Here is an 18460-nt window from a genome sequence, read left to right on the forward strand (position 1 = left end):
CCCGCGTGTTAAAGCAGTTCACCGGGTTTTGCCCCGGTCCGCCAGCGATCGCCGGAGGAAGTCCAACTGCAGCCGCAGCAGGTTCTCCGCGACGGTCTCCTGCGGGGTCATGTGCGTCACCCCGGACAGCGGCAGGACCTCGTGCGGGCGGCCGGCGGCCAGCAGGGCGGAGGACAGTCGCAGGGAGTGGGCGACGACCACATTGTCGTCTGCCAGTCCGTGGATGATCAGCATCGGGCGGTGCGGCTCGGCCGGGTCGACCAGGCCGGCGTCGTCGACCAGCGAGTTGCGGCGGTAGACCTCCGGGTGTTCGTCCGGGTGGCCGAGGTACCGCTCCTGGTAATGGGTGTCGTACAACCGCAGGTCGGTGACGGGTGCGCCGACCACCGCCGCGTGGAAGACATCGGGGCGGCGCAACGCCGCCAGCGCCGCCAGGTAGCCGCCGAAGGACCAGCCCCGGATCGCCACCCGGTCCAGATCCAGCGGGAACTCTCCGGCGAGGGCGTGCAGCGCGTCCACCTGGTCCTGGAGCACGATGGCCGCCACGTCGTCCCGGATCGCCTTCTCCCAGGCCGGCGAGCGTCCGGGGGTGCCCCGGCCGTCGGCGACGATCACGGCGAACCCCTGGTCGGCGAACCACTGGGAGGTGAGGTGGGCGTTGTGCGCGGCGGTGACCCGCTGGCCGTGCGGACCGCCGTAGGGGTCCATGAGAACGGGCAGGGGAGCGTCACCGTGGTAGTCACGTGGCATAAGCACGGCGCACGGAATTCGACGTGCGCCCCCTTCGGTGAGCGTCACTCGTGGGGACACGCCAGGATCTTCAGCGTGGGACCGGACGGTCGCCGCCGGCTTTCCGTCCTGCAGCACCTGGACGCGGGTGCCCGGCCGGTCCAGTGTCGCGGTCACCAACACGGTCACGCCCCCAGCGCGCACCGCCGAGTGCACGCCGGGCTCCTGGGAGACGCGCTCCACGCCCAGCTCGTTCACCCGGTACACATGGACTTCGCCAATCTCCGCGGCCTCCGCCTCCGCGCCGGCCGAGGCGGAAACCAGTACGTCGTCCGCCCCGACGTCCAGTACCGCACGGATGTGCAACTGCCCGCTGGTCAAGGGGCGTTCGCCGACGGCGAGCACCCGTGCGCCACCCTCGTCCGCGATCCGGACAAGCTGCCCGGAGGGGCTCCAGCAGGGCACCCCAGGGAAAAGTTCAAGCCAAGTTGGATCTTCATCGGCGTGCACCATCCGGGTGCTCCCCGTGGTGGGGTCCGCCGCCAGGAACAACTGGCTGCGCTGATCCCGTGCCTGCACCAGCAGTAGTGGTGCACCCGCCTCTGACCAGTGCACATGGGCAAGATATGGATAGCGGGACCGATCCCACAGCACCTCCGTGCGTTCCCCGTCCAGGCCGAACAGGAACAGCCGCACGTCCGCGTTCGGCGTGCCGGCCGCGGGGTACCGGACGTTGCGTGGCTCACGCTCCGGGTGGGCGGGGTCCGCGATCCACCATTGCCGTACGGGCGTGTCGTCCACGCGCGCCACCAGCAGCCGACGTGCGTCCGGTGCCCACCAGAAACCCCGCGAACGCCCCATTTCCTCGGCCGCGACGAACTCCGCCAGGCCGTAGGTGACCTCTGCCGACTCTGGGCCGCCGAGCGCCCGGTCGTCTTCTCCGCCGACGCCCACGACCCGCAGGGCGCCCCGGGCGACATACGCGATGTGCCGTCCGTCGGGGGAGGGACGTGGGTCGATCACCGGCCCCGGGACGCGGAGTTCACGCGTCGTCCCGGCCTGCAGCTCGGTCGTGAAGAGCCTCCCTGACAAGGCGAAAGACGCCAACTCCACCGCGGCGTCAGTGGCGTAGCCGACGATGCCGGCCCCACCCTCCCGGCTGCGTTCCCGACGCGCCTGCTCCTGCGGCGAGAGCTCTTCGGAGGCGCCGCCGAGCAGGACGCGCGGATCGGCTGCCAGACGCTCCGCACCATCCCGTGGATCCAGCACCCACAGGGAGTTGGCCCGGTCGGTGCCGGAGCCGGAGCGCAGGAACGCGACGCGCGACCCGTCGGGAGCCACGGTGAAGGCACGCGGCGCGCCGAGCGTGAACCGCTGGGTTCGGGCGTGCCGGCGGGGGAAGGGATCAACCTCGGTTGTCATACCCCGACCATATTGGCCATGCGCCCCCTTGTGCGGCCGTGCGCCGAGCGATGCGCGAGTACGGATAGTTATGATCACTACCGCTGAGTGGGTATGAACCTGCTGGCGTCTGCACGGATTTGCTCTATTGATCTACAACTGACGTACGGCTGACGACGTACGGCAGAGTCACAACCCCCATAGTCAAGAATCCCCGTGTCCCCGGGACCTTTGGAGGTGAGCCGCCGTGGCACTCTCGATTTCGGCGGTGGTGCTGCTGGCGATCATCGTCTTCCTGCTGATCAAGAAGTCAGGACTGAAGGGCGGCCACGCGATCGTGTGCGTCCTGCTCGGCTTCTATCTCGCCTCCTCCACCGTTGCTCCCACGATCAGCGAGCTGACGACGAACGTTGCCAGCATGCTCGGCAGCATCAAGTTCTGACGTCGGTCGGGACGCCACTCGTGGCCTCCCGCCCGTGCCGTCGGCCGTCGCGCTCCGCCGCTTCCCGCCACCCGGTGGGAAGCTCCGCGGCCCCTTCCGGGGCCATGCGGCGACACGGTGGAACCGCGCACGACGCCGAACTGACCGGTGGAGGTCTGCGGCGGCGCGCCCCACCGGCGGGGTGGAGGTGACGGACGCCACCGACCGGATCGGACGGTTTGCGCGGGCTCCGTCCACGCACTGGACGGTCATGAGGGAGACAAGAGGGAGAAGCGGGCAGGGGTGGCCGCCGCCAGGACGAGGGGCTCGTAGGGTGGTCCCATGACGGAACTGCCCTCCCCTGGCCTCCGGCAAGGGGAACCCTCCTCTCGCGCCGCCCGGCGTCTGCTGCTGGTGCATGCGCACCCGGACGACGAGTCGATCAACAACGGCGCGACCATGGCCCGGTACGCGGCCGAGGGTGCCCATGTGACCCTGGTCACCTGCACCCTCGGCGAGCGGGGGGAGGTCATCCCGCCGGAGCTGCGGCACCTGACCGGCCCCGCGCTCGGCGCGCACCGGCGCGGTGAGCTGGCCGCCGCCGTGCGTGAGCTGGGCGTGGGCGACGCACGGCTGCTCGGCGGAGCGGGTCGGTACGGCGACTCCGGGATGATGGGCATTCCGGACAATGGCGACCCCGGGTGCTTCTGGCAGGCTGATGTCGACGAGGCCGCCAGCCACCTCGTCGAGGTCATCCTGGAAGTCCGCCCCCAAGTCCTGGTCACTTACGACGACAACGGCGGTTACGGCCACCCCGACCACATCCAGGCCCATCGTGTCGCCATGCGAGCCATTGACCTCGCGGCCGAGCGGGGCCACCGGATCGAGAAGGTCTACTGGAACCGAGTCCCGCGCGCGGTCGCCGTGGCCGCCTTCGCCCGGCTCAAGGACGAACTGCCCGCGCTGCCGTTCGGCGAGAGCGCGGCCGTCGACGAGGTGCCGGGCGTGGTGGACGACCAGCGGATCACCACCGTCATCGACGGAACCGCGTACGCCGCCGCCAAGGCAGCCGCGATGCGCGCCCATGCCACCCAGGTCGCCGTGGCGGAGCCGTACTTCGCGCTCTCCAACGACCGTGCCCAACCGCTCTTCACCACCGAGTACTACGAATTGGTGCGCGGTGAGGTGCAGGTCGGGGAGAGCGATCTGTTCGCCGGCGTCGGGATGGATGCCGGCACCGGGGAGGGATCATGAGCAACAGTGGACACGGTTCACCGCTGGCCCAGCCGTTGCGGACGCCCTCCGCCGGGCGGTTCGCCGCCTATGTCGGTCTGTTCTTGCTCGGCGCGGTCGTGGCCTTCGCCGGGACCCTGGTACAAGCGGCCTGGTTCCCCGGTGGTCTGCTGCTCGCCCTCGCGGGCGCGGCCGGGCTGTTCATCGGAGGGGCGTACGCCACCGAAGGTCGGGGCGGTGCCGTTGCGCCGGCCGTCGGTTGGACCGTCTCCGTCATCCTGCTCACCACCGCACGCCCCGAAGGTGACTTCTTCTTCGGTGCCGCGGGGGGCTCCTACCTCTTCCTGTTCGGCGGCATGGCCCTTGCTGTGATCTGCGCCACCCTCGTCGGCGGGCGGCAAACCGGCCGTGGTCCCGCCCGACTTGGCAAGTGACGTACCGCTTCGCCGCGGGGAGCGTGCGGGGTTCGGCGCAGGTTTCCTCAGCGGTCGTGGGATACGTGCCGGAAGCGGCCAGTATGGTGGTGCGCGCCGCCGAGCCGCCCGAGCAGTGAGGTAACGGGCGGCGGAGCCAACTGGGAGAACCTGCCTTGAGTCGTGAAACTGACACTCCGTCCTCCGGGCCCGACGGGCGCGGCGGAGCCGCATATCCTTCCGGCACACCGCCCTACGGGACCCCCATGGCTTCCGACGACGGTACGGACGCGGCCCGTTCGGGCACGCAGCCGGAGGAACGCAAGACCGAGACCACGCTGACGACGCGGATCCGGATCAACATCCCCGGATCCCGGCCCATTCCGCCGGTTGTCGTACGCAAGCCCGTCGGGGACGGCGAAGGCGTCGAGGGAGATGCGTCCGCTGCTGATTCGCGGCCCACGCCCGCCCAGGCGGCCTCCAGGAGCGCCGAGGCCCCCGCAGAGCCCTCCGCCCCGGTTGCGGCTCCGGCCGATGAGAAGACCAGCGACTGGTTCGCGCCCCGTAAGTCGTCTGCCGCCAAGGGCGGTCCGGGTGGCGGTGGCCCGAACGGGGCCGGAATCGCCGGTGGTTCCTCCGCCTCCTCCGGCACGCCGGAGGCCCGTTCGGGCGGTCCGGCAGCGCCCGGCACGGCCGGTACCACCGGCGGGCGCCCTGGCGCAGCCCGTCCCGGCCGGGTGGTCGGTTCCATGAGCGCCCCGGGCACCACCCGGCCGGGCGGGACGAAGGGCAAGGGCCTGCCCGGCGCCACGGGCGGCCCCGTCGCCCCTGGACACGGCGGCGGCACCGGTTCCTTCGACGTGACCGAGGCGCTTGCCGCGGGTCCCCGGAGCAGCAGTTCTCACCCCGGCACCTCCAGCGGCGGCGAACCGCACCGGGACGGCCTGCCGTACTTCTCGGAGAACGGCGGTCAGGACGGCTTCGCCGGTCGGGGCGAGCCGGTGGCCGGCACCAGCGGGTATGACGGCTTCGGCGGCGGCACCGGTATGGCTGGGGCCGGCGGCCACAACGGCTTCGGCCACGCCGCCGGCGCGCACGGCCCCGGCGGACCGGCCGGGCCCGGCGATCCTGACGGCTCGGGTGGGCAGGGCGGCCTCGGCATCACCGGCAGTCCAGCGGGGCCGGTCGGACCCACCAGCGGCCCGGTGACCGGAGACGGCACCCTCACACCGCCCGCCGGTCACCTCGGCATGGAGCCGGGCGAGCCCTTCGACGGGCCCGCGGGCGCCACTTTCGGCGGCCCGCGGGGCGTTGGTGTCCCCGGCGCCCCGGCGAGTGCGGGTACGGCACCCGGCGGACCCGCTGGGCGCGTGGGGGGTGGCGGCATCAGTGACGACACCGCGGTCCTCACCCCGCAGACCTCGTCCCTAGGTGGTCCCGGCACGCCCGGCCACCAGTCCCCGGCCGCCGACAACGTCTCCGGGCACACCGTCACCAGCGGCATCCCGGTCATCCCGAACACGGGCAACTCCCCGTTCGGTCCCGGCTCCCACTCGGGTGGTCCGGCCTCGTCCACGGACCGCAAGCCCGAGCCGTCCGCCACCGCGCCCAAGGCGGGCGCCAAGACGGGGGCCAAGCCGAAGAAGAAGGGTCGCAGCAAGCTGGTGCTGCTCGGCGCCGCAGTGTTCGTCGTCGCGGGCGGTGCCTACGGCGCCGGACTCCTGATGAACCACACCGACGTGCCCAAGGGCACCACTGTGCTCGGCGTCGACATCGGCGGTGGTACGCGCGACGACGCCCTGAAGAAGCTCGACGAGGCCTTCGGCAGTCGGGTGCACCAGCCGCTGAAGCTCTCCGTGGACGGCAAGACGGTCTCCATCACGCCGGGGAACGCCGGCCTTCAGTTCGACTACCAGGCCACGGTGAGCGCGGCCGCGAAGAGCGACTACAACCCGGTCCATGTGATCGGCTCCCTCTTCGGGCAGAAGCGCGCGGTCGAGCCGGTCATGCCGGTGGACGAGGAGAAACTGCAGGCCGCGCTCCAGCAGGCCGGCGGTGGCTCTGGGTCGGTCACCGAAGGCACCATCGAGTTCAAACCGGGCAGGGCCGTGGCCGTTTACGGCAAGGCGGGCAAGTCCATCGACCCGGGCCGCTCGGCCCGGGTGGTCGAACAGGCCTACCGGACCCAGGTGGAGACGGGCACGGCGACCCCGGTCACCGTGCCGACGGCCACCCAACAGCCCACGGTGTCGAAGGCCGAGGTCGACCGGGAGATGAAGGAGTTCGCCGGACCGGCGATGTCGGCCAATGTGATCGTGCAGACGGACGCGGCCCACTCGATCCCGATGAGTCCGCAGAAGTCGCTGTGGAAGTTCCTCCGGGTCAAGCGGGTGAGCGGCGGCAAGCTGACCGACGCCCCGGACCTGGCCGCCCTCCAGCAGCTCTACGGTCAGACGTTCGACGGGGTGCTGATCACCCGTGCCAACGGCAAGAAGACGGCCGTCACGCCCCAGGACGTCTACCTCGCCCTGCGTCGGGCGCTGACGAGCACGACCAACCGGGTCGCGGTCATCGACACCAACCCTGGCTAGTTCCGCAACAGGTGACGTTCGCTCCGTCGCGGCGTCCGTACGCACGCTTGCCGCACCGACCGGAAGCCCACGTACTCCAGTACTCCAGTACGAGGACGTCCGGCCAGCACGCCGAGAGTACGCACGGACGCCGCTCCTTGACGGACAAGCATCGCCTGCCGCGGCACTGGTCCGCCTCACCGAGGGGGCGTCCCAGGCGACGCCCCCTCGCCGTGTCCGTCACCCGATCCGTATGACATCTGTCATCCGGCACTCGGGACCGCCGACACTGCTGGGCCCGGGCCCCTTCCGGCGAGCATGGGGGCATGACGACGACAGCGGCACCAGCCACCACCACCCCGGTGGTCGGCTTCGACCAGGTGACCAAGACGTACGCCAGCGTGCGGGCCGTCGACGGGCTCTCGCTCCGGCTGTACCCCGGTGAGACCGTCGCCCTCCTGGGCCCGAACGGGGCGGGCAAGTCCACCACGCTCGACCTGCTGCTCGGGCTCAAGCACCCCGACAGCGGCACGGTGAACGTGTTCGGCACCAGCCCGCGCGAAGCGATCACCGCCGGACGGGTCGGGGCCATGCTGCAGAGCGGCGGCCTGATGGACGAGGTCACCGTCGCCGAACTGGTGAAGCTGGCCTGTTCCCTTCATCCCAAGGCGTACCGGCCGACGGACGTGTTGGCCCGTGCCGGCATCACACAGATCGCCGACCGCAAGGTCAACAAGCTCTCCGGCGGCCAGGCCCAGCGGGTCCGCTTCGCCCTGGCCACCGCCGGTGACAGTGATCTGATCATCCTGGACGAGCCGACCACCGGCATGGACGTCGCCGCCCGCCAGGCCTTCTGGGCCACCATGCGGGAACAGGCTGACCAGGGCCGTGCGGTGCTCTTCGCCACCCACTACCTCGAAGAGGCCGACGCCATCGCCGACCGGGTCCTCGTGCTGCACCGCGGCCGGCTCCTCGCGGACGGGACGGCCGCCGAGATCAAGGCCAGGGCGGGAGCCCGCCGGATCTCCTTCGACCTGGACGGGCCCATCGACGAGGCCGCCCTGCGCGCGCTGCCCTTCCTGACCTCGATCGACGTCTCCGGCCAGACCGTGCGCATCCAGTCGTCCGACGCCGACGCGACCGTCCACGCCCTCTACAAGCTCGGCCTCTACCCCCGCAACCTCGAAGTCGCCGGTCTCGGTCTGGAGCAGGCCTTCGTCGCCATCACCGAGGCCGAGGAGGCCAAGCAGTCGTGAACGCCCTCATCAAACTCGAACTGATCCGCTCCCTGCGCAACAAGAAGTTCCTGTTCTTCTCGGTGCTCTACCCCTCGGTCATCTACCTGATCTTCTCCAGCAGTTCCGGCTCGGAGGGGAAGGTCGGCGGTAGCGGCCTGACCGTCGCCACCTACCTCATGGTCTCCATGGCCTCCTTCGGCGCTCTGACCGCGGTGCTGATGGGCAACAGCGAGCGCATCGCCAAGGAACGCGAGAGCGGCTGGGTACGGCAGCTGCGGCTGACCTCGCTGCCCGGACGCGGCTACGTCCTGGCCAAGACCGCCGGTGCCGCCGTGGTGAGCCTGCCGTCCATCATCGTGGTGTTCCTGGCCGCCGCCGCCCTGAAGCACGTCCACCTCGCCGCGTGGCAGTGGCTCGCCCTCACCGGCGTCATCTGGGCCGGCAGCCTGGTCTTCGCGGCGCTCGGCGTCGCCATCGGATACGTCGCCTCCGGGGACGCGGTCCGCCCCATCACGATGATCGTCTACTTCGGCCTGTCGATCCTCGGCGGACTGTGGATGCCGTCCACGACCTTTCCGCAGATCCTTCAGGACATCGCCAAGTGGCTGCCCACGCACGCGTACGCTGCACTGGGACGCGCGATCGAACAGAGCCAGGCCCCGCACACGGCGGACATCGCCATTCTCGCCGTCTACTTCGTCCTCTTCGCGGGTGGTGCGGCCTGGCTGTACCGGAAGGACACGCTGAAGGCGTGAGCACGATGACGGAAGGCCCCGGAACCCGCGAGCAGCGGACCGGGAACCGGGTACGGCCGGGCCGAGGCCTGCGCATCCGGCGCGAGGTGAAGATCAGAGCGCTGTGGATCGGTGTGTGGCTGATCTACCTCAGCCCGCCGGTCCACGACCTGGTGGACTGCCGGCACACGACGGTCGCCACCGTGGCCGGTTCGCTCGGCCTGACCGTCTTCGTCGGGGCCTACCTGACGCTTGTCTTCCGGCACATGGGACGGCCGTTCTCCCCACGTCAGGCCACCGGCCTGCTCGCGGCTCTCGGCATCCTGGCCCTCGTCCTGGCCTACACCCTCGGCGGCGCGTGGCTCGGGCTCTTCGTCTACCTCTCGGTGGCCTGCGGGGTGTCCCTGCCGGTGCGGGCGGCCTGCTGGGCGGTCCCGGCGACGGCGGTGGTGATGTACCTCGTCGGACTGCACACCGACGAGGGGGTCGCGGGCAACCTGCTGGTCCTGGTCGTGCTCATCGGGTTCGCGATGGTCGGCGTCGGTCAGCTGGTGCGGACGACGGTGGAGCTGCGCAAGGCACGGGCCACCGTCGCCCAGCTCGCCGCCAATGAGGAACGGCTGCGCCTCGCCCGTGACCTGCACGATCTGCTCGGCCACTCGCTCTCGCTGATCACGTTGAAGAGCGAGCTGGCCGGCCGCATGTTGCCCGGACACCCGGGCAAGGCGGCCCAGCAGGTCGCCGACATCGAACAGGTCAGCCGGCAGGCCCTGGTCGATGTGCGGGAGGCCGTCACCGGATACCGGCGCCCCCGGCTCGCCGTCGAGCTCGCCGGCGCCCAGGTCGCCCTGAACGCTGCCGGTGTCGTCGCCGAGTTGCCCGCCGAACCCGGCCTCGCCGGTGTTCCCGAGGAGACCGAGTCCGCCCTCGCCTGGACGCTGCGCGAGGCGGTCACCAACGTGGTCCGGCACAGCGGCGCCGACCGTTGCCTGGTCCAGCTGGCACACCGCCAGACCCTGGACGGGCCGGTTGTCGAACTCAGCGTCGAGGACAACGGATCCGGCGGGTCTGGCTCCGGTCCGGGTAACGGTCTGACGGGACTGACGGAACGTCTGGAGAAGGTCGGCGGAACCCTGGAGGCGGGTCGGGTCAAGCGCGGGTTCCGGCTGGTCGCCCGGGTGCCCGCGGGCACCCGGCGGACGTAGGATCCGGGGCATGACGAGCTCGATCAAGGTCCTGCTGGCCGAAGACCAGTCGATGGTCCGCGAGGCGCTGGCCGCGCTGCTCGGCCTGGAGGACGACATCGAGGTCGTCGCCCAGGTCGCACGTGGGGACGAAGTGCTCGCCGCCGTCGGCGCGCACGGCGTGGACGTGGCGCTACTCGACATCGAGATGCCGGGCTGCACCGGCATCGAGGCAGCGGCCCGGGTGCACCGCGAGTATCCCCGGGTGAAGCTCGTCGTCCTCACCACCTTCGGGCGGCCCGGCTATCTGCGCAGCGCCATGGAGGCGGGCGCGGACGCGTTCCTCGTCAAGGACGCACCGGCCGCCCAACTGGCCGAGGCGGTCCGCAAGGTGCTGGCCGGCGAGCGGGTCATCGATCCCACCCTCGCGGCGGCGGCCCTCGCCGAGGGCGCCAACCCGCTCACCGAGCGCGAACGCGAGGTGCTCCGCGCGGCGGCCGACGGCTCCACCAACGCCGAACTGGCCAAGGCTCTCCACCTCTCCCAGGGCACGGTCCGCAACTACCTCTCCACAGCCATCCAGAAACTGGCCGTGCGGAACCGGGCCGAGGCGGTGCGGACGGCCAGGGAGAAGGGCTGGCTGTGACGGCCCGGCGAAGGGTCAGTTGAGCATCGCCCGCGCGGTGTGGGCCTGCTGCCGTACTTTCCGGGCCGCCGCCTCGTCGACGACTTCGATCAGATCGGCGTAGGCGTCCATTTCTTCGGCGCCCTGAAGGAACTCCCCGCACCGCAGGAGCAGCTGTGCCCTTTCGTAGCGCAGGCGAGCCGGATGCGAGGGCACCAGCAGGGCCAGCTCCACGGCTCGCAGGGCGACATCCGACCGTTCGGGGCGGGCGCCGGCCCACGCCCGGATGTTGTTCAGAACGCGTTGGACGACGTCCATGACCACGGCTGGCTCCAGCATCGAGGGATCCAGCGGTGCCCCTGTGGCCCCGGCCACGAGCAGTTCGGTGTCGGCGCCGGTCAGCACCCGCCCGCCGTCGAACGGATTGGCCAGCACCTGCTCCTCCGCGGCCCCGAACCCGACCACGAAGTGCCCCGGCAGCGCCACCCCGTACACCGGAGCCCCCGCCCTGCGGGCGACCTCGATCCACACCACGGACAGCAGGATCGGCAGCCCCCGCCGCCGTCGCAGCACCTCGTGCAGCAGCGAGGACTCCAGCCGCTGGTAGTCGGCCGCGGTCCCGTGGAACCCGTGGTGCGTACCGAGCAGCCGCCGTACGGCCTCAGCCCATGCGTGCGGGCCCCCGGGACGGTACGGCAACTCTCCCGCCAGTCGGTCCAGCTCCAGCTGCGCGGCATCGATTCCGGGCTCGTCCAGCGAACCGTCCGCATGAGCACCGATCAGCAGGCACAGCGCCGACAGGTCCGGCCGCTCGGAGCGGGCCTCTTCGGCGAACCGCCGCCGCACCTCGGCGGACCGTTCCGGCGGAGGCGGGTACGGGGGCGGCAGATTCGGGTGATGCATGCCAGACTCCTGCCCTTCCACACCGGTTCCTACTGCCGTCCGCCGCCGTCCCGACCGGACGGACCCGGCAGTCCGTCGGCCGGCGCCGGCCCGGTGTCCGGGCGGTCTTCGGGCGCCCGGTAATGGTGGTACGCGTGATGCGGCGCGAAGCCCAGCTCGGCATAGAGCGCTCGGGCTCCTTCGTTGTCCGCCTCCACCTGCAGCCAGGCCGCCGACGCGCCCTCGTCCAGCGCGCGCCGGGCGAGCGCAGCCATCACCTCGGTGGCGAGTCCCTGCCGTCGCCGGGCGGGGTCCACCTCGACCGCGGCGAACCCGGCCCACCGTCCGTCCACGACGCACCGTCCGATCGCCGCCAACGGCGCACCGGCCGTCGCACCCGGCACGGAGGCGAACCACACCGACGGGCCGCCGCCGAGCACCCGCAGGGCCACCTCACTCACCCCCTTGCGCTGGTACCGCGCGAGCCACGCCTCGTCCGCCGCGCGGGACAGGACCACTCCCGTGCCGTCGGCCCGGTCCGCGACCGGGGCGAGGGCGCCGGTCCACACACCGGCGGTCACCTCCCGCGTCCAGCCGCGCCGCTCCAGCTCCGCGCACAGCAGCTCCTGCGTGCCCTCGGCCCCGGTGGCGGTCTGGACGTAGGTGGGCAGACCACGCTCGCTGTACCAGCGTCGTACGTGCTGCAGGGCCGCGTCGAGCGGAACACCGGGGTCGCCGAGCGGCAGCACGCTGTTGGCCCGCCGGGTGAACCCCAGCCGTCGCCCGGACGTCGTCCCGCAGGGAGAACCTTCCGGAGCCGGCGGATCGGAGGGCCCCCCACCGCGCGACGCCTGATGAACCGCTGCCCGCAGCTCCCACTCGCCGAGCCGCTCGCTCTCCACCGGGGGCCACGCGCGCGCGGCGATCCGTGCGAGTTCCGGGTAGCTCGCGGCGGGACCCCTGCGGCGCGCCGGGGCAGCGGGCACGACCTTCCCCGCGACCAGCGTGGTCTCCGGGATGCGGACACTCCGTCCGTCCCGTTGTGTGATCATGAGCATGGAATGATTCCACGATGTGAGAACACCCACCGTGTCGGTGAACTTCTGCTGCGTTGCTCCAGGTTCGCCCAGGCGTCGTACCGACACTCGTTTTCCCACGTCAGCTGGGGTGATACGGACTTCTGGACGTCCTGCCGGCGAGATTTCCATCGGTCAGTTCACCCCTCCTGTTCGGATCATGCTCCGGAACGGAGATACTAGGGGCGGGCATCGACGACGCCGCGCTCCCGCGCGCCAGGCGGCGGAGCCTGAGGAGGCCCGCCAGCGCCCTATCGAGGAGGAACGACAGCGTGACCTATGTCATCGCGCAGCCTTGTGTCGACGTCAAGGACAAGGCGTGCATCGAGGAGTGCCCGGTCGACTGCATCTACGAGGGCCAGCGGTCCTTGTACATCCACCCGGACGAATGCGTCGACTGTGGTGCCTGTGAGCCGGTCTGCCCGGTCGAGGCGATCTTCTACGAGGACGACACTCCGGAGGAGTGGAAGGACTACTACAAGGCGAACGTCGAGTTCTTCGACGAGCTGGGGTCTCCCGGCGGTGCCAGCAAACTGGGGCTGATCGAACGCGACCACCCCGTCATCGCCGCGCTGCCGCCGCAGGCCCAGTGACCGTCTGAGTGCCAAGCGGCCCGCAACCGCGCCGCCTCGGTCCCGTACGGTCCGATCGTCCCGATCGCCGCCGTACGGGACCGAGGCGTTTGCCGCACTGACGAAAGTGAGCCTGATTCCCGTGCCCGCAGCCTCCGCCCGTCCGTCCGCCTCCCACGGGCAGTCGCTCCGCGACCGTCTCCCCGCCTTCCCCTGGGACAAGCTGGAGCCGTACAAGAAGACGGCCGCCGCCCACCCGGACGGCATCGTCGACCTGTCGGTCGGCACTCCGGTCGACCCGGTCCCCGAGCTGGTCCAGAAGGCCCTGATGGACGCGGCCGACTCCCCGGGTTACCCGACCGTGTGGGGCACCCTCGCCCTGCGCGACGCGATCACCGGCTGGTTGGAGCGCCGCCTGGGTGCCCGCGACGTCACCCACCACCACGTCCTGCCGGTCGTCGGCTCGAAGGAGCTGGTGGCCTGGCTGCCGACCCAGCTCGGCCTCGGTCCCGGTGACAAGGTGGCCTACCCGCGCCTGGCCTACCCGACCTACGAGGTCGGCGCCCGTCTGGCCCGAGCCGACTACGAGGTCTACGACGACCCGCGCGAGCTGGACCCGTCCGGCCTGAAGCTGCTCTGGCTGAACTCCCCGTCCAACCCCACCGGCAGGGTCCTGTCCAAGGAGGACCTGGCCGGCATCGTCTCCTGGGCCCGCGAGCACGGCGTGCTGCTCGTCTCCGACGAGTGCTACCTGGAGCTGGGCTGGGATGCCGACCCGGTCTCGGTCCTGCACCCCGACGTCAACGAGGGCTCCTACGACGGGGTCGTGGCCGTCCATTCCCTCTCCAAGCGCTCGAACCTGGCCGGCTACCGTGCCGCCTTCATCGCGGGCGACCCGACCGTCCTGGGCCCCTTGCTGGAGATCCGCAAGCACGGCGGCATGATGACCCCCGCGCCGACGCAGGCCGCCGCGGTGGCGGCCCTGGGCGACGACGAACACGTCCGTGTGCAGCGCGAGCGCTACGCGGCCCGCCGCGAGGCCCTGCGTGGCGCGCTGCTCGGCCACGGCTTCCGCATCGAGCACAGCGAGGCCAGCCTCTACCTCTGGGCCACCCGGGACGAGTCCTGCTGGGACACCGTCTCCCACCTGGCCGGCCTGGGCATCCTGGTCGCGCCGGGCGATTTCTACGGTGAGGCGGGCGACAGGTTCGTCCGCGTGGCCCTGACGGCGACGGACGAGCGGGTGCGCGCGGCGGTGGCGCGCTTGTAGCCGCCCCCCGGGCAGGGTCGCCTTCCCCGGCAGGGTCGCCCCCCCTGCCCGTGCGCGGCGTGCGGCAGGGGCTCACGCGACGAACGGGGCCCAGCAAGAGACCTGGACCCCGTTCGTCGGCCATCGTGGCGGGCGCTCAGCCCCCCAGCGGCAGGCCCTTCAACGGCAGGGACGATGTCGGCAGCCCGCCCTTGGTGAGCGAGTCCGTCGGCAGCCCTCCCTTCGTCGCACCGGCCGCGGTGTCCCCGAGGACACCTCCCGCGGCGCCGGCCGTGTCCCCCGCGGCCTGCTGTGCCACGGGCGCCGCCTTCTGCACGGTGTCACCGCTTGTCTTGCCGGCGGCCGGTACCGCCTGCTCGACCGCCTTGCCGCCCGCGTGGCCGGCGAGCGAGGTGGCGTTCTGCGTGGCACCGTCCACGGTGTTGCCGAGGTGCGCTCCGTCCAGGGCGGTCAGGCCGCCCAGGTTCGGGGTGGCCGCCGGCAGGTTCGCGGCCGCACTGGCGGAGCCGGCCGCACCGACCCCGGCAGCCGCTCCCGCTGCGACGAGCAGCGCGGCACGGGCGATCCGGCGGGTCAGAGGGAGGGTCATGATGCTCCATTCGACGGGAGAGAACGGTGATGCGCCCGGGATCGTTTCCGGGCTCGGACGCCGTGACTACCGCTCGAAGCCCACGAAGGTTGCGGACGCCCCCGGTAAAGAATGCATAACGCATCGCATTATCAGTTGTGGATAAAAACGGGCAAAGTCCGTCTGGTTGAAGTCCTGCAGAATCCTTACGGCCCTTGCGTGCCAAGGGTTCCAGGCCTCCTCGCAGCTTTCGCCCGGACGGCCGGGCCGTCCGAAGCCGCACAACCCGCCGGAGCGACGCCCCGCACTACTGTCCGGTCACGATCCTGACCGCCCCGGTGGACTCCTGCGCACCACCGGCGTCCGCCGGGCCAACCGGCCCCCACCGGTCGGCACCACGGCCCGCGCTCCACTCCCGTCCTGCATACGAGACCCGCTCGATGTGCAGCGCCGAGGAGTTGGCGACCGCCCAGTGCGCCAGCTGCCAGCCCCGCTCCCGTTCGGTGCGTCCGGTGGCGTCGGCCTTCGCGCCCTCGGGCACCGGGACGGTCACGGTCCGCCCGCGCGCGGTCGAGGTCACGCTCGGCGCGGGGGTCGGCGCCGGCACGGGCGTACCGCCCACCTGCGCACCGGCCTCCCGCAGCGCGTCCCGTCCGAAGTCCCTTACCAGCGCCGCCCGTACTGCGTCCGGACCGGTCGCCGAGGCCGTGCGTGCCGGGCGCCCGTCACAGGTCAGCGTGGCCGCCGCGCGCCCGGTCAGCGCCGCGGCCAGCAGCGAGGCGTCCACCTCGTGCTTCGCGTACGCCTCCGGATAGCCGCTGCGCTGCACCCGTTGCGCGGCCACCGTCAGTGGCAGATCCGTGTAGTCCGGCACCTTGGCCAGGTGCGCATAGAACATGCCCGCCGCGTACGACGGATCCATGATCTGCCGCTCGGTGCCCCAGCCCTGCGATGGCCGTTGCTGGAACAGCCCCAGCGAATCCCGGTCGCCGTGTTCGATGTTGCGCAGGCCCGACTCCTGCAGGGCAGTCGCCAGCGCGATCGTCACGGCCCGCTCGGGCATGTCGTGCTCGGTGCCGACGGCGGCGATCGTCGCCGCGTTCACTGCCTGCTCCGGTGTGAACTCGTACGATGTCGCGCCGCCCGAGGCTGACACCACCTTGCAGCCGCGTGCGCCGCCGCCGGTGACGTACTGCACCACGAGGTACGCGGCGATGCCGCACAGGACCAACAGGGCCGCGGTGAACCGGAGGAGGCGGCCGTGACGCTTGGGGCGAGTGGGGGACGGCTCTGGCACGCGTACAAGGTACTGGAGCCCCGTCAGGCCTTCACGCGGGGTCCGCACACTGTCGGGGGGCCCTGGTCCCCGTAGGCAGGGCGCTAGGGTCGTGAGCATGGCCGACACATCGCTTGACCTCGCGCTCGACGCCGCCGCACTCACCGCGCGACTCGTGGACTTCCCCTCGGTGAGCGGCACCGAGAAGCCGCTGGCGGACGCCATCGAGACCGCCCTGCGTGCCCTGCCCCACCTCACGGTCGACCGCTACGGCAACAATGTGATCGCCCGCACGGAACTGGGCCGGGCGGAGCGCGTCGTCCTGGCCGGTCACATCGACACCGTCCCGATTGCGGACAACGTGCCGTCCCGGCTGGACGAGGACGGTGTGCTCTGGGGCTGCGGCACCTGTGACATGAAGTCGGGTGTGGCGGTGCAACTGCGCATCGCGGCCACGGTCCCCGCCCCCAACCGCGATCTGACCTTCGTCTTCTACGACAACGAAGAGGTGGCGGCCGACCTCAACGGCCTCAAGCACGTGGCCGAGGCGCACCCGGAGTGGCTGCGCGGCGACTTCGCGGTCCTGCTGGAGCCCTCCGACGGCGAGGTCGAGGGGGGCTGCCAGGGCACGCTCCGGGTGCTGCTGAAGACCAAGGGGGAGCGGGCCCACTCGGCGCGTGGCTGGATGGGCTCCAACGCCATCCACGCGGCGGCCCCGATCCTGGCCCGTTTGGGTTCCTACCAGCCGCGGTACCCGGTCATCGATGGCCTGGAGTACCGCGAGGGACTGAACGCGGTGGGCATCAGCGGCGGAGTCGCGGGCAACGTCATCCCCGACGAGTGCGTGGTGACGGTCAACTTCCGGTACGCCCCCGACCGCACGGCGGAGGAGGCGATCGCGCACGTTCGCGAGGTGTTCGCGGAATGCGACGTCGAGGAGTTCGTCATCGACGACCATAGCGGTGGAGCGCTGCCCGGCCTGACCCATCCGGCCGCGGTGGCCTTCATCGAGGCGGTGGGCGGCACCCCGCGACCGAAGTACGGTTGGACGGACGTGTCCCGGTTCTCTGCGCTCGGGATCCCCGCCGTCAACTACGGGCCCGGCAATCCGCACTTGGCCCACAAACGCGACGAGCGAGTGGAGACCGCGAAGATCCTCGCGGGTGAGGAGCGCCTGCGGAACTGGCTCAGTGCGTAGTGGCGCGGCGCGGTGCCGTGCACGGTCGTTCAGCGCCGTGCCGCGCCAAGCCGTGCCGCACCGCGCTTCGTGGCGGACACGCGCACGTCCTCCCTCCGTAACCCGCGTAGATCTAGGCTGAGGTCGAACTACCGGCAAGCGGAGGGAGCGCACATGGCTACCGGCAACCCCGAGGGGAAGAAACAGCCGCCGGACGAGCAGCGGCTCGGACCGGTCCTCCGACGGCGGAACCAGGTGACGTCCAGTACGACGGACCAGCGGCTGCTGGACGCGGGCGGCCCTACGGACTGGGTCCACTCGGACCCCTGGCGTGTGCTCCGCATCCAGTCGGAGTTCATCGAGGGTTTCGGTACCCTCGCCGAACTCCCGCCCGCCATCAGCGTGTTCGGTTCGGCGCGTACGCCGGTGGACTCGGCCGAGTACGACGCGGGCGTCCGGCTCGGCCGCGGTCTGGTGCAAGCCGGCTGGACGGTGATCACGGGCGGTGGCCCGGGCGCGATGGAGGCGGCCAACAAGGGCGCGTGCGAGGCGGGCGGCATCTCGGTCGGACTCGGCATCGAGCTGCCCTTCGAGCAGGGACTCAACCCCTACGTCGACATCGGCCTGAACTTCCGCTACTTCTTCGTCCGCAAGATGATGTTCGTGAAGTACGCGCAGGGCTTCGTGGTCCTGCCCGGTGGGCTGGGCACGCTGGACGAGCTCTTCGAGGCCCTCACCCTGGTTCAGACCCAGAAAGTCACCCGTTTCCCGATCGTGCTCTTCGGTAGCGAGTACTGGGGCGGCCTGGTGTCCTGGCTGACGAACACACTAGTGGCACAGGGCAAGGCCGCGGACAAGGACCTCCTGCTGTTCCATGTGACGGACGAGGTGGAGGAGGCGGTGGCACTGGTCTCGAAGGAGACAGGGCGATAGGGCGGGCCCGTTCCCGCCGAACGGAAGCGCCCCCCGGCTGATCGCTGCGTACTCCCCACGGACAGCACGGACAGCACGGACAGCACGGACAGCACGGGCTCCACGGGCTCCACGGGTCGGTACGGGCCGCACGGGTCGGTACGGGCCACACCAGGGGC

At 71.2% G+C, this 18460-nt stretch carries 17 protein-coding genes; 12 read left to right on the top strand and 5 right to left on the bottom strand.

The features are described 5' to 3' along the window. Positions 1-18: 18 nt before the first annotated feature. Positions 19-2151 (bottom strand): S9 family peptidase, encoded by a 2133-nt coding sequence (locus LK06_RS21910; RefSeq protein ID WP_039657992.1) that lies wholly within the window; start codon positions 2149-2151, stop codon positions 19-21. A 226-nt stretch (positions 2152-2377) separates the two neighbouring features. On the opposite strand from LK06_RS21910, the gene LK06_RS21915 reads away from it, so the two are divergent. The 8 genes from LK06_RS21915 to LK06_RS21950 all read left to right on the top strand — a co-directional run bounded on the left by LK06_RS21915 (position 2378) and on the right by LK06_RS21950 (position 10569). Next, positions 2378-2572: a hypothetical protein gene (locus LK06_RS21915; RefSeq protein ID WP_039657993.1), complete on the top strand. Its 195-nt coding sequence runs from the start codon at positions 2378-2380 to the stop codon at positions 2570-2572. 321 nt (positions 2573-2893) lie between these two features. Next, entirely contained in the window at positions 2894-3805 is a 912-nt protein-coding gene (mshB, locus tag LK06_RS21920; protein ID WP_052270339.1) for an N-acetyl-1-D-myo-inositol-2-amino-2-deoxy-alpha-D-glucopyranoside deacetylase, read from the top strand. Next, a complete protein-coding gene (locus LK06_RS21925; RefSeq protein ID WP_039657995.1) occupies positions 3802-4218 on the top strand; it encodes a DUF6113 family protein in 417 nt (138 codons plus the stop codon). Before mshB ends, LK06_RS21925 begins: the two co-directional genes overlap by 4 nt. 155 nt (positions 4219-4373) lie before the next feature. Continuing rightward, entirely contained in the window at positions 4374-6788 is a 2415-nt protein-coding gene (locus tag LK06_RS21930; protein WP_039657997.1) for a membrane protein, read from the top strand. A 305-nt stretch (positions 6789-7093) separates the two neighbouring features. Then, entirely contained in the window at positions 7094-8023 is a 930-nt protein-coding gene (locus LK06_RS21935; RefSeq protein ID WP_043433721.1) for an ABC transporter ATP-binding protein, read from the top strand. Continuing rightward, entirely contained in the window at positions 8020-8760 is a 741-nt protein-coding gene (locus LK06_RS21940) for an ABC transporter permease (protein ID WP_039658000.1), read from the top strand. Before LK06_RS21935 ends, LK06_RS21940 begins: the two co-directional genes overlap by 4 nt. Positions 8761-8765: 5 nt before the next feature. After that, complete coding sequence (locus LK06_RS21945; protein ID WP_043433727.1) at positions 8766-9944, top strand: sensor histidine kinase; 1179 nt, start codon at positions 8766-8768, stop codon at positions 9942-9944. 10 nt (positions 9945-9954) lie between these two features. Next, positions 9955-10569 carry a response regulator transcription factor gene (locus LK06_RS21950; RefSeq protein ID WP_039658001.1) on the top strand — a complete coding sequence of 205 codons (615 nt, stop codon included), beginning with the start codon at positions 9955-9957 and terminating at the stop codon, positions 10567-10569. Between the two features lie 15 nt (positions 10570-10584). Here LK06_RS21950 and LK06_RS21955 read toward each other — a convergent pair whose 3' ends face one another. Together LK06_RS21955 and LK06_RS21960 are read right to left on the bottom strand one after the other, a co-directional pair. Continuing rightward, complete coding sequence (locus LK06_RS21955) at positions 10585-11451, bottom strand: transglutaminase family protein (protein ID WP_039658002.1); 867 nt, start codon at positions 11449-11451, stop codon at positions 10585-10587. A gap of 29 nt (positions 11452-11480) precedes the next feature. Next, entirely contained in the window at positions 11481-12638 is a 1158-nt protein-coding gene (locus LK06_RS21960; protein WP_071659143.1) for a GNAT family N-acetyltransferase, read from the bottom strand. A gap of 140 nt (positions 12639-12778) precedes the next feature. Here LK06_RS21960 and fdxA point away from each other — a divergent pair, with 140 nt between their 5' ends. Then, entirely contained in the window at positions 12779-13099 is a 321-nt protein-coding gene (fdxA, locus tag LK06_RS21965; RefSeq protein ID WP_039658003.1) for a ferredoxin, read from the top strand. A 121-nt stretch (positions 13100-13220) separates the two neighbouring features. Continuing rightward, the gene (locus tag LK06_RS21970; RefSeq protein WP_052318935.1) at positions 13221-14348 is read left to right on the top strand and encodes a bifunctional succinyldiaminopimelate transaminase/glutamate-prephenate aminotransferase; all 1128 of its coding nucleotides are present in this window, start codon (positions 13221-13223) and stop codon (positions 14346-14348) included. 136 nt (positions 14349-14484) lie between these two features. Here LK06_RS21970 and LK06_RS21975 read toward each other — a convergent pair whose 3' ends face one another. After that, complete coding sequence (locus LK06_RS21975) at positions 14485-14937, bottom strand: hypothetical protein (protein WP_039658004.1); 453 nt, start codon at positions 14935-14937, stop codon at positions 14485-14487. Positions 14938-15223: 286 nt separating this feature from the next. Then, the gene (locus LK06_RS21980; RefSeq protein WP_174673913.1) at positions 15224-16213 is read right to left on the bottom strand and encodes a heavy metal transporter; all 990 of its coding nucleotides are present in this window, start codon (positions 16211-16213) and stop codon (positions 15224-15226) included. Between the two features lie 97 nt (positions 16214-16310). Here LK06_RS21980 and dapE point away from each other — a divergent pair, with 97 nt between their 5' ends. After that, positions 16311-17390, top strand: a complete 1080-nt coding sequence (dapE, locus tag LK06_RS21985) for a succinyl-diaminopimelate desuccinylase (protein WP_043433723.1) — start codon at positions 16311-16313, stop codon at positions 17388-17390. 153 nt (positions 17391-17543) lie between these two features. Beyond that, complete coding sequence (locus LK06_RS21990) at positions 17544-18302, top strand: LOG family protein (protein ID WP_039658007.1); 759 nt, start codon at positions 17544-17546, stop codon at positions 18300-18302. The last annotated feature ends 158 nt before the right edge of the window (positions 18303-18460 follow it).

Origin of the sequence: Streptomyces pluripotens, assembly GCF_000802245.2 — a bacterium.
Classification (GTDB): domain Bacteria; phylum Actinomycetota; class Actinomycetes; order Streptomycetales; family Streptomycetaceae; genus Streptomyces; species Streptomyces pluripotens.

Bases quoted from the DNA above. Each gene is read 5' to 3' on its own strand.
- LK06_RS21955 (WP_039658002.1), bottom strand. From the start codon at position 11,451: ATGCATCACCCGAATCTGCCGCCCCCGTACCCGCCTCCGCCGGAACGG.
- LK06_RS21945 (WP_043433727.1), top strand. From the start codon at position 8,766: ATGACGGAAGGCCCCGGAACCCGCGAGCAGCGGACCGGGAACCGGGTA.
- LK06_RS21975 (WP_039658004.1), bottom strand. From the start codon at position 14,937: ATGACCCTCCCTCTGACCCGCCGGATCGCCCGTGCCGCGCTGCTCGTC.
- dapE (WP_043433723.1), top strand. From the start codon at position 16,311: ATGGCCGACACATCGCTTGACCTCGCGCTCGACGCCGCCGCACTCACC.
- mshB (WP_052270339.1), top strand. From the start codon at position 2,894: ATGACGGAACTGCCCTCCCCTGGCCTCCGGCAAGGGGAACCCTCCTCT.
- LK06_RS21960 (WP_071659143.1), bottom strand. From the start codon at position 12,638: ATGGAAATCTCGCCGGCAGGACGTCCAGAAGTCCGTATCACCCCAGCT.
- LK06_RS21935 (WP_043433721.1), top strand. From the start codon at position 7,094: ATGACGACGACAGCGGCACCAGCCACCACCACCCCGGTGGTCGGCTTC.
- LK06_RS21950 (WP_039658001.1), top strand. From the start codon at position 9,955: ATGACGAGCTCGATCAAGGTCCTGCTGGCCGAAGACCAGTCGATGGTC.
- LK06_RS21910 (WP_039657992.1), bottom strand. From the start codon at position 2,151: ATGACAACCGAGGTTGATCCCTTCCCCCGCCGGCACGCCCGAACCCAG.
- LK06_RS21990 (WP_039658007.1), top strand. From the start codon at position 17,544: ATGGCTACCGGCAACCCCGAGGGGAAGAAACAGCCGCCGGACGAGCAG.
- LK06_RS21925 (WP_039657995.1), top strand. From the start codon at position 3,802: ATGAGCAACAGTGGACACGGTTCACCGCTGGCCCAGCCGTTGCGGACG.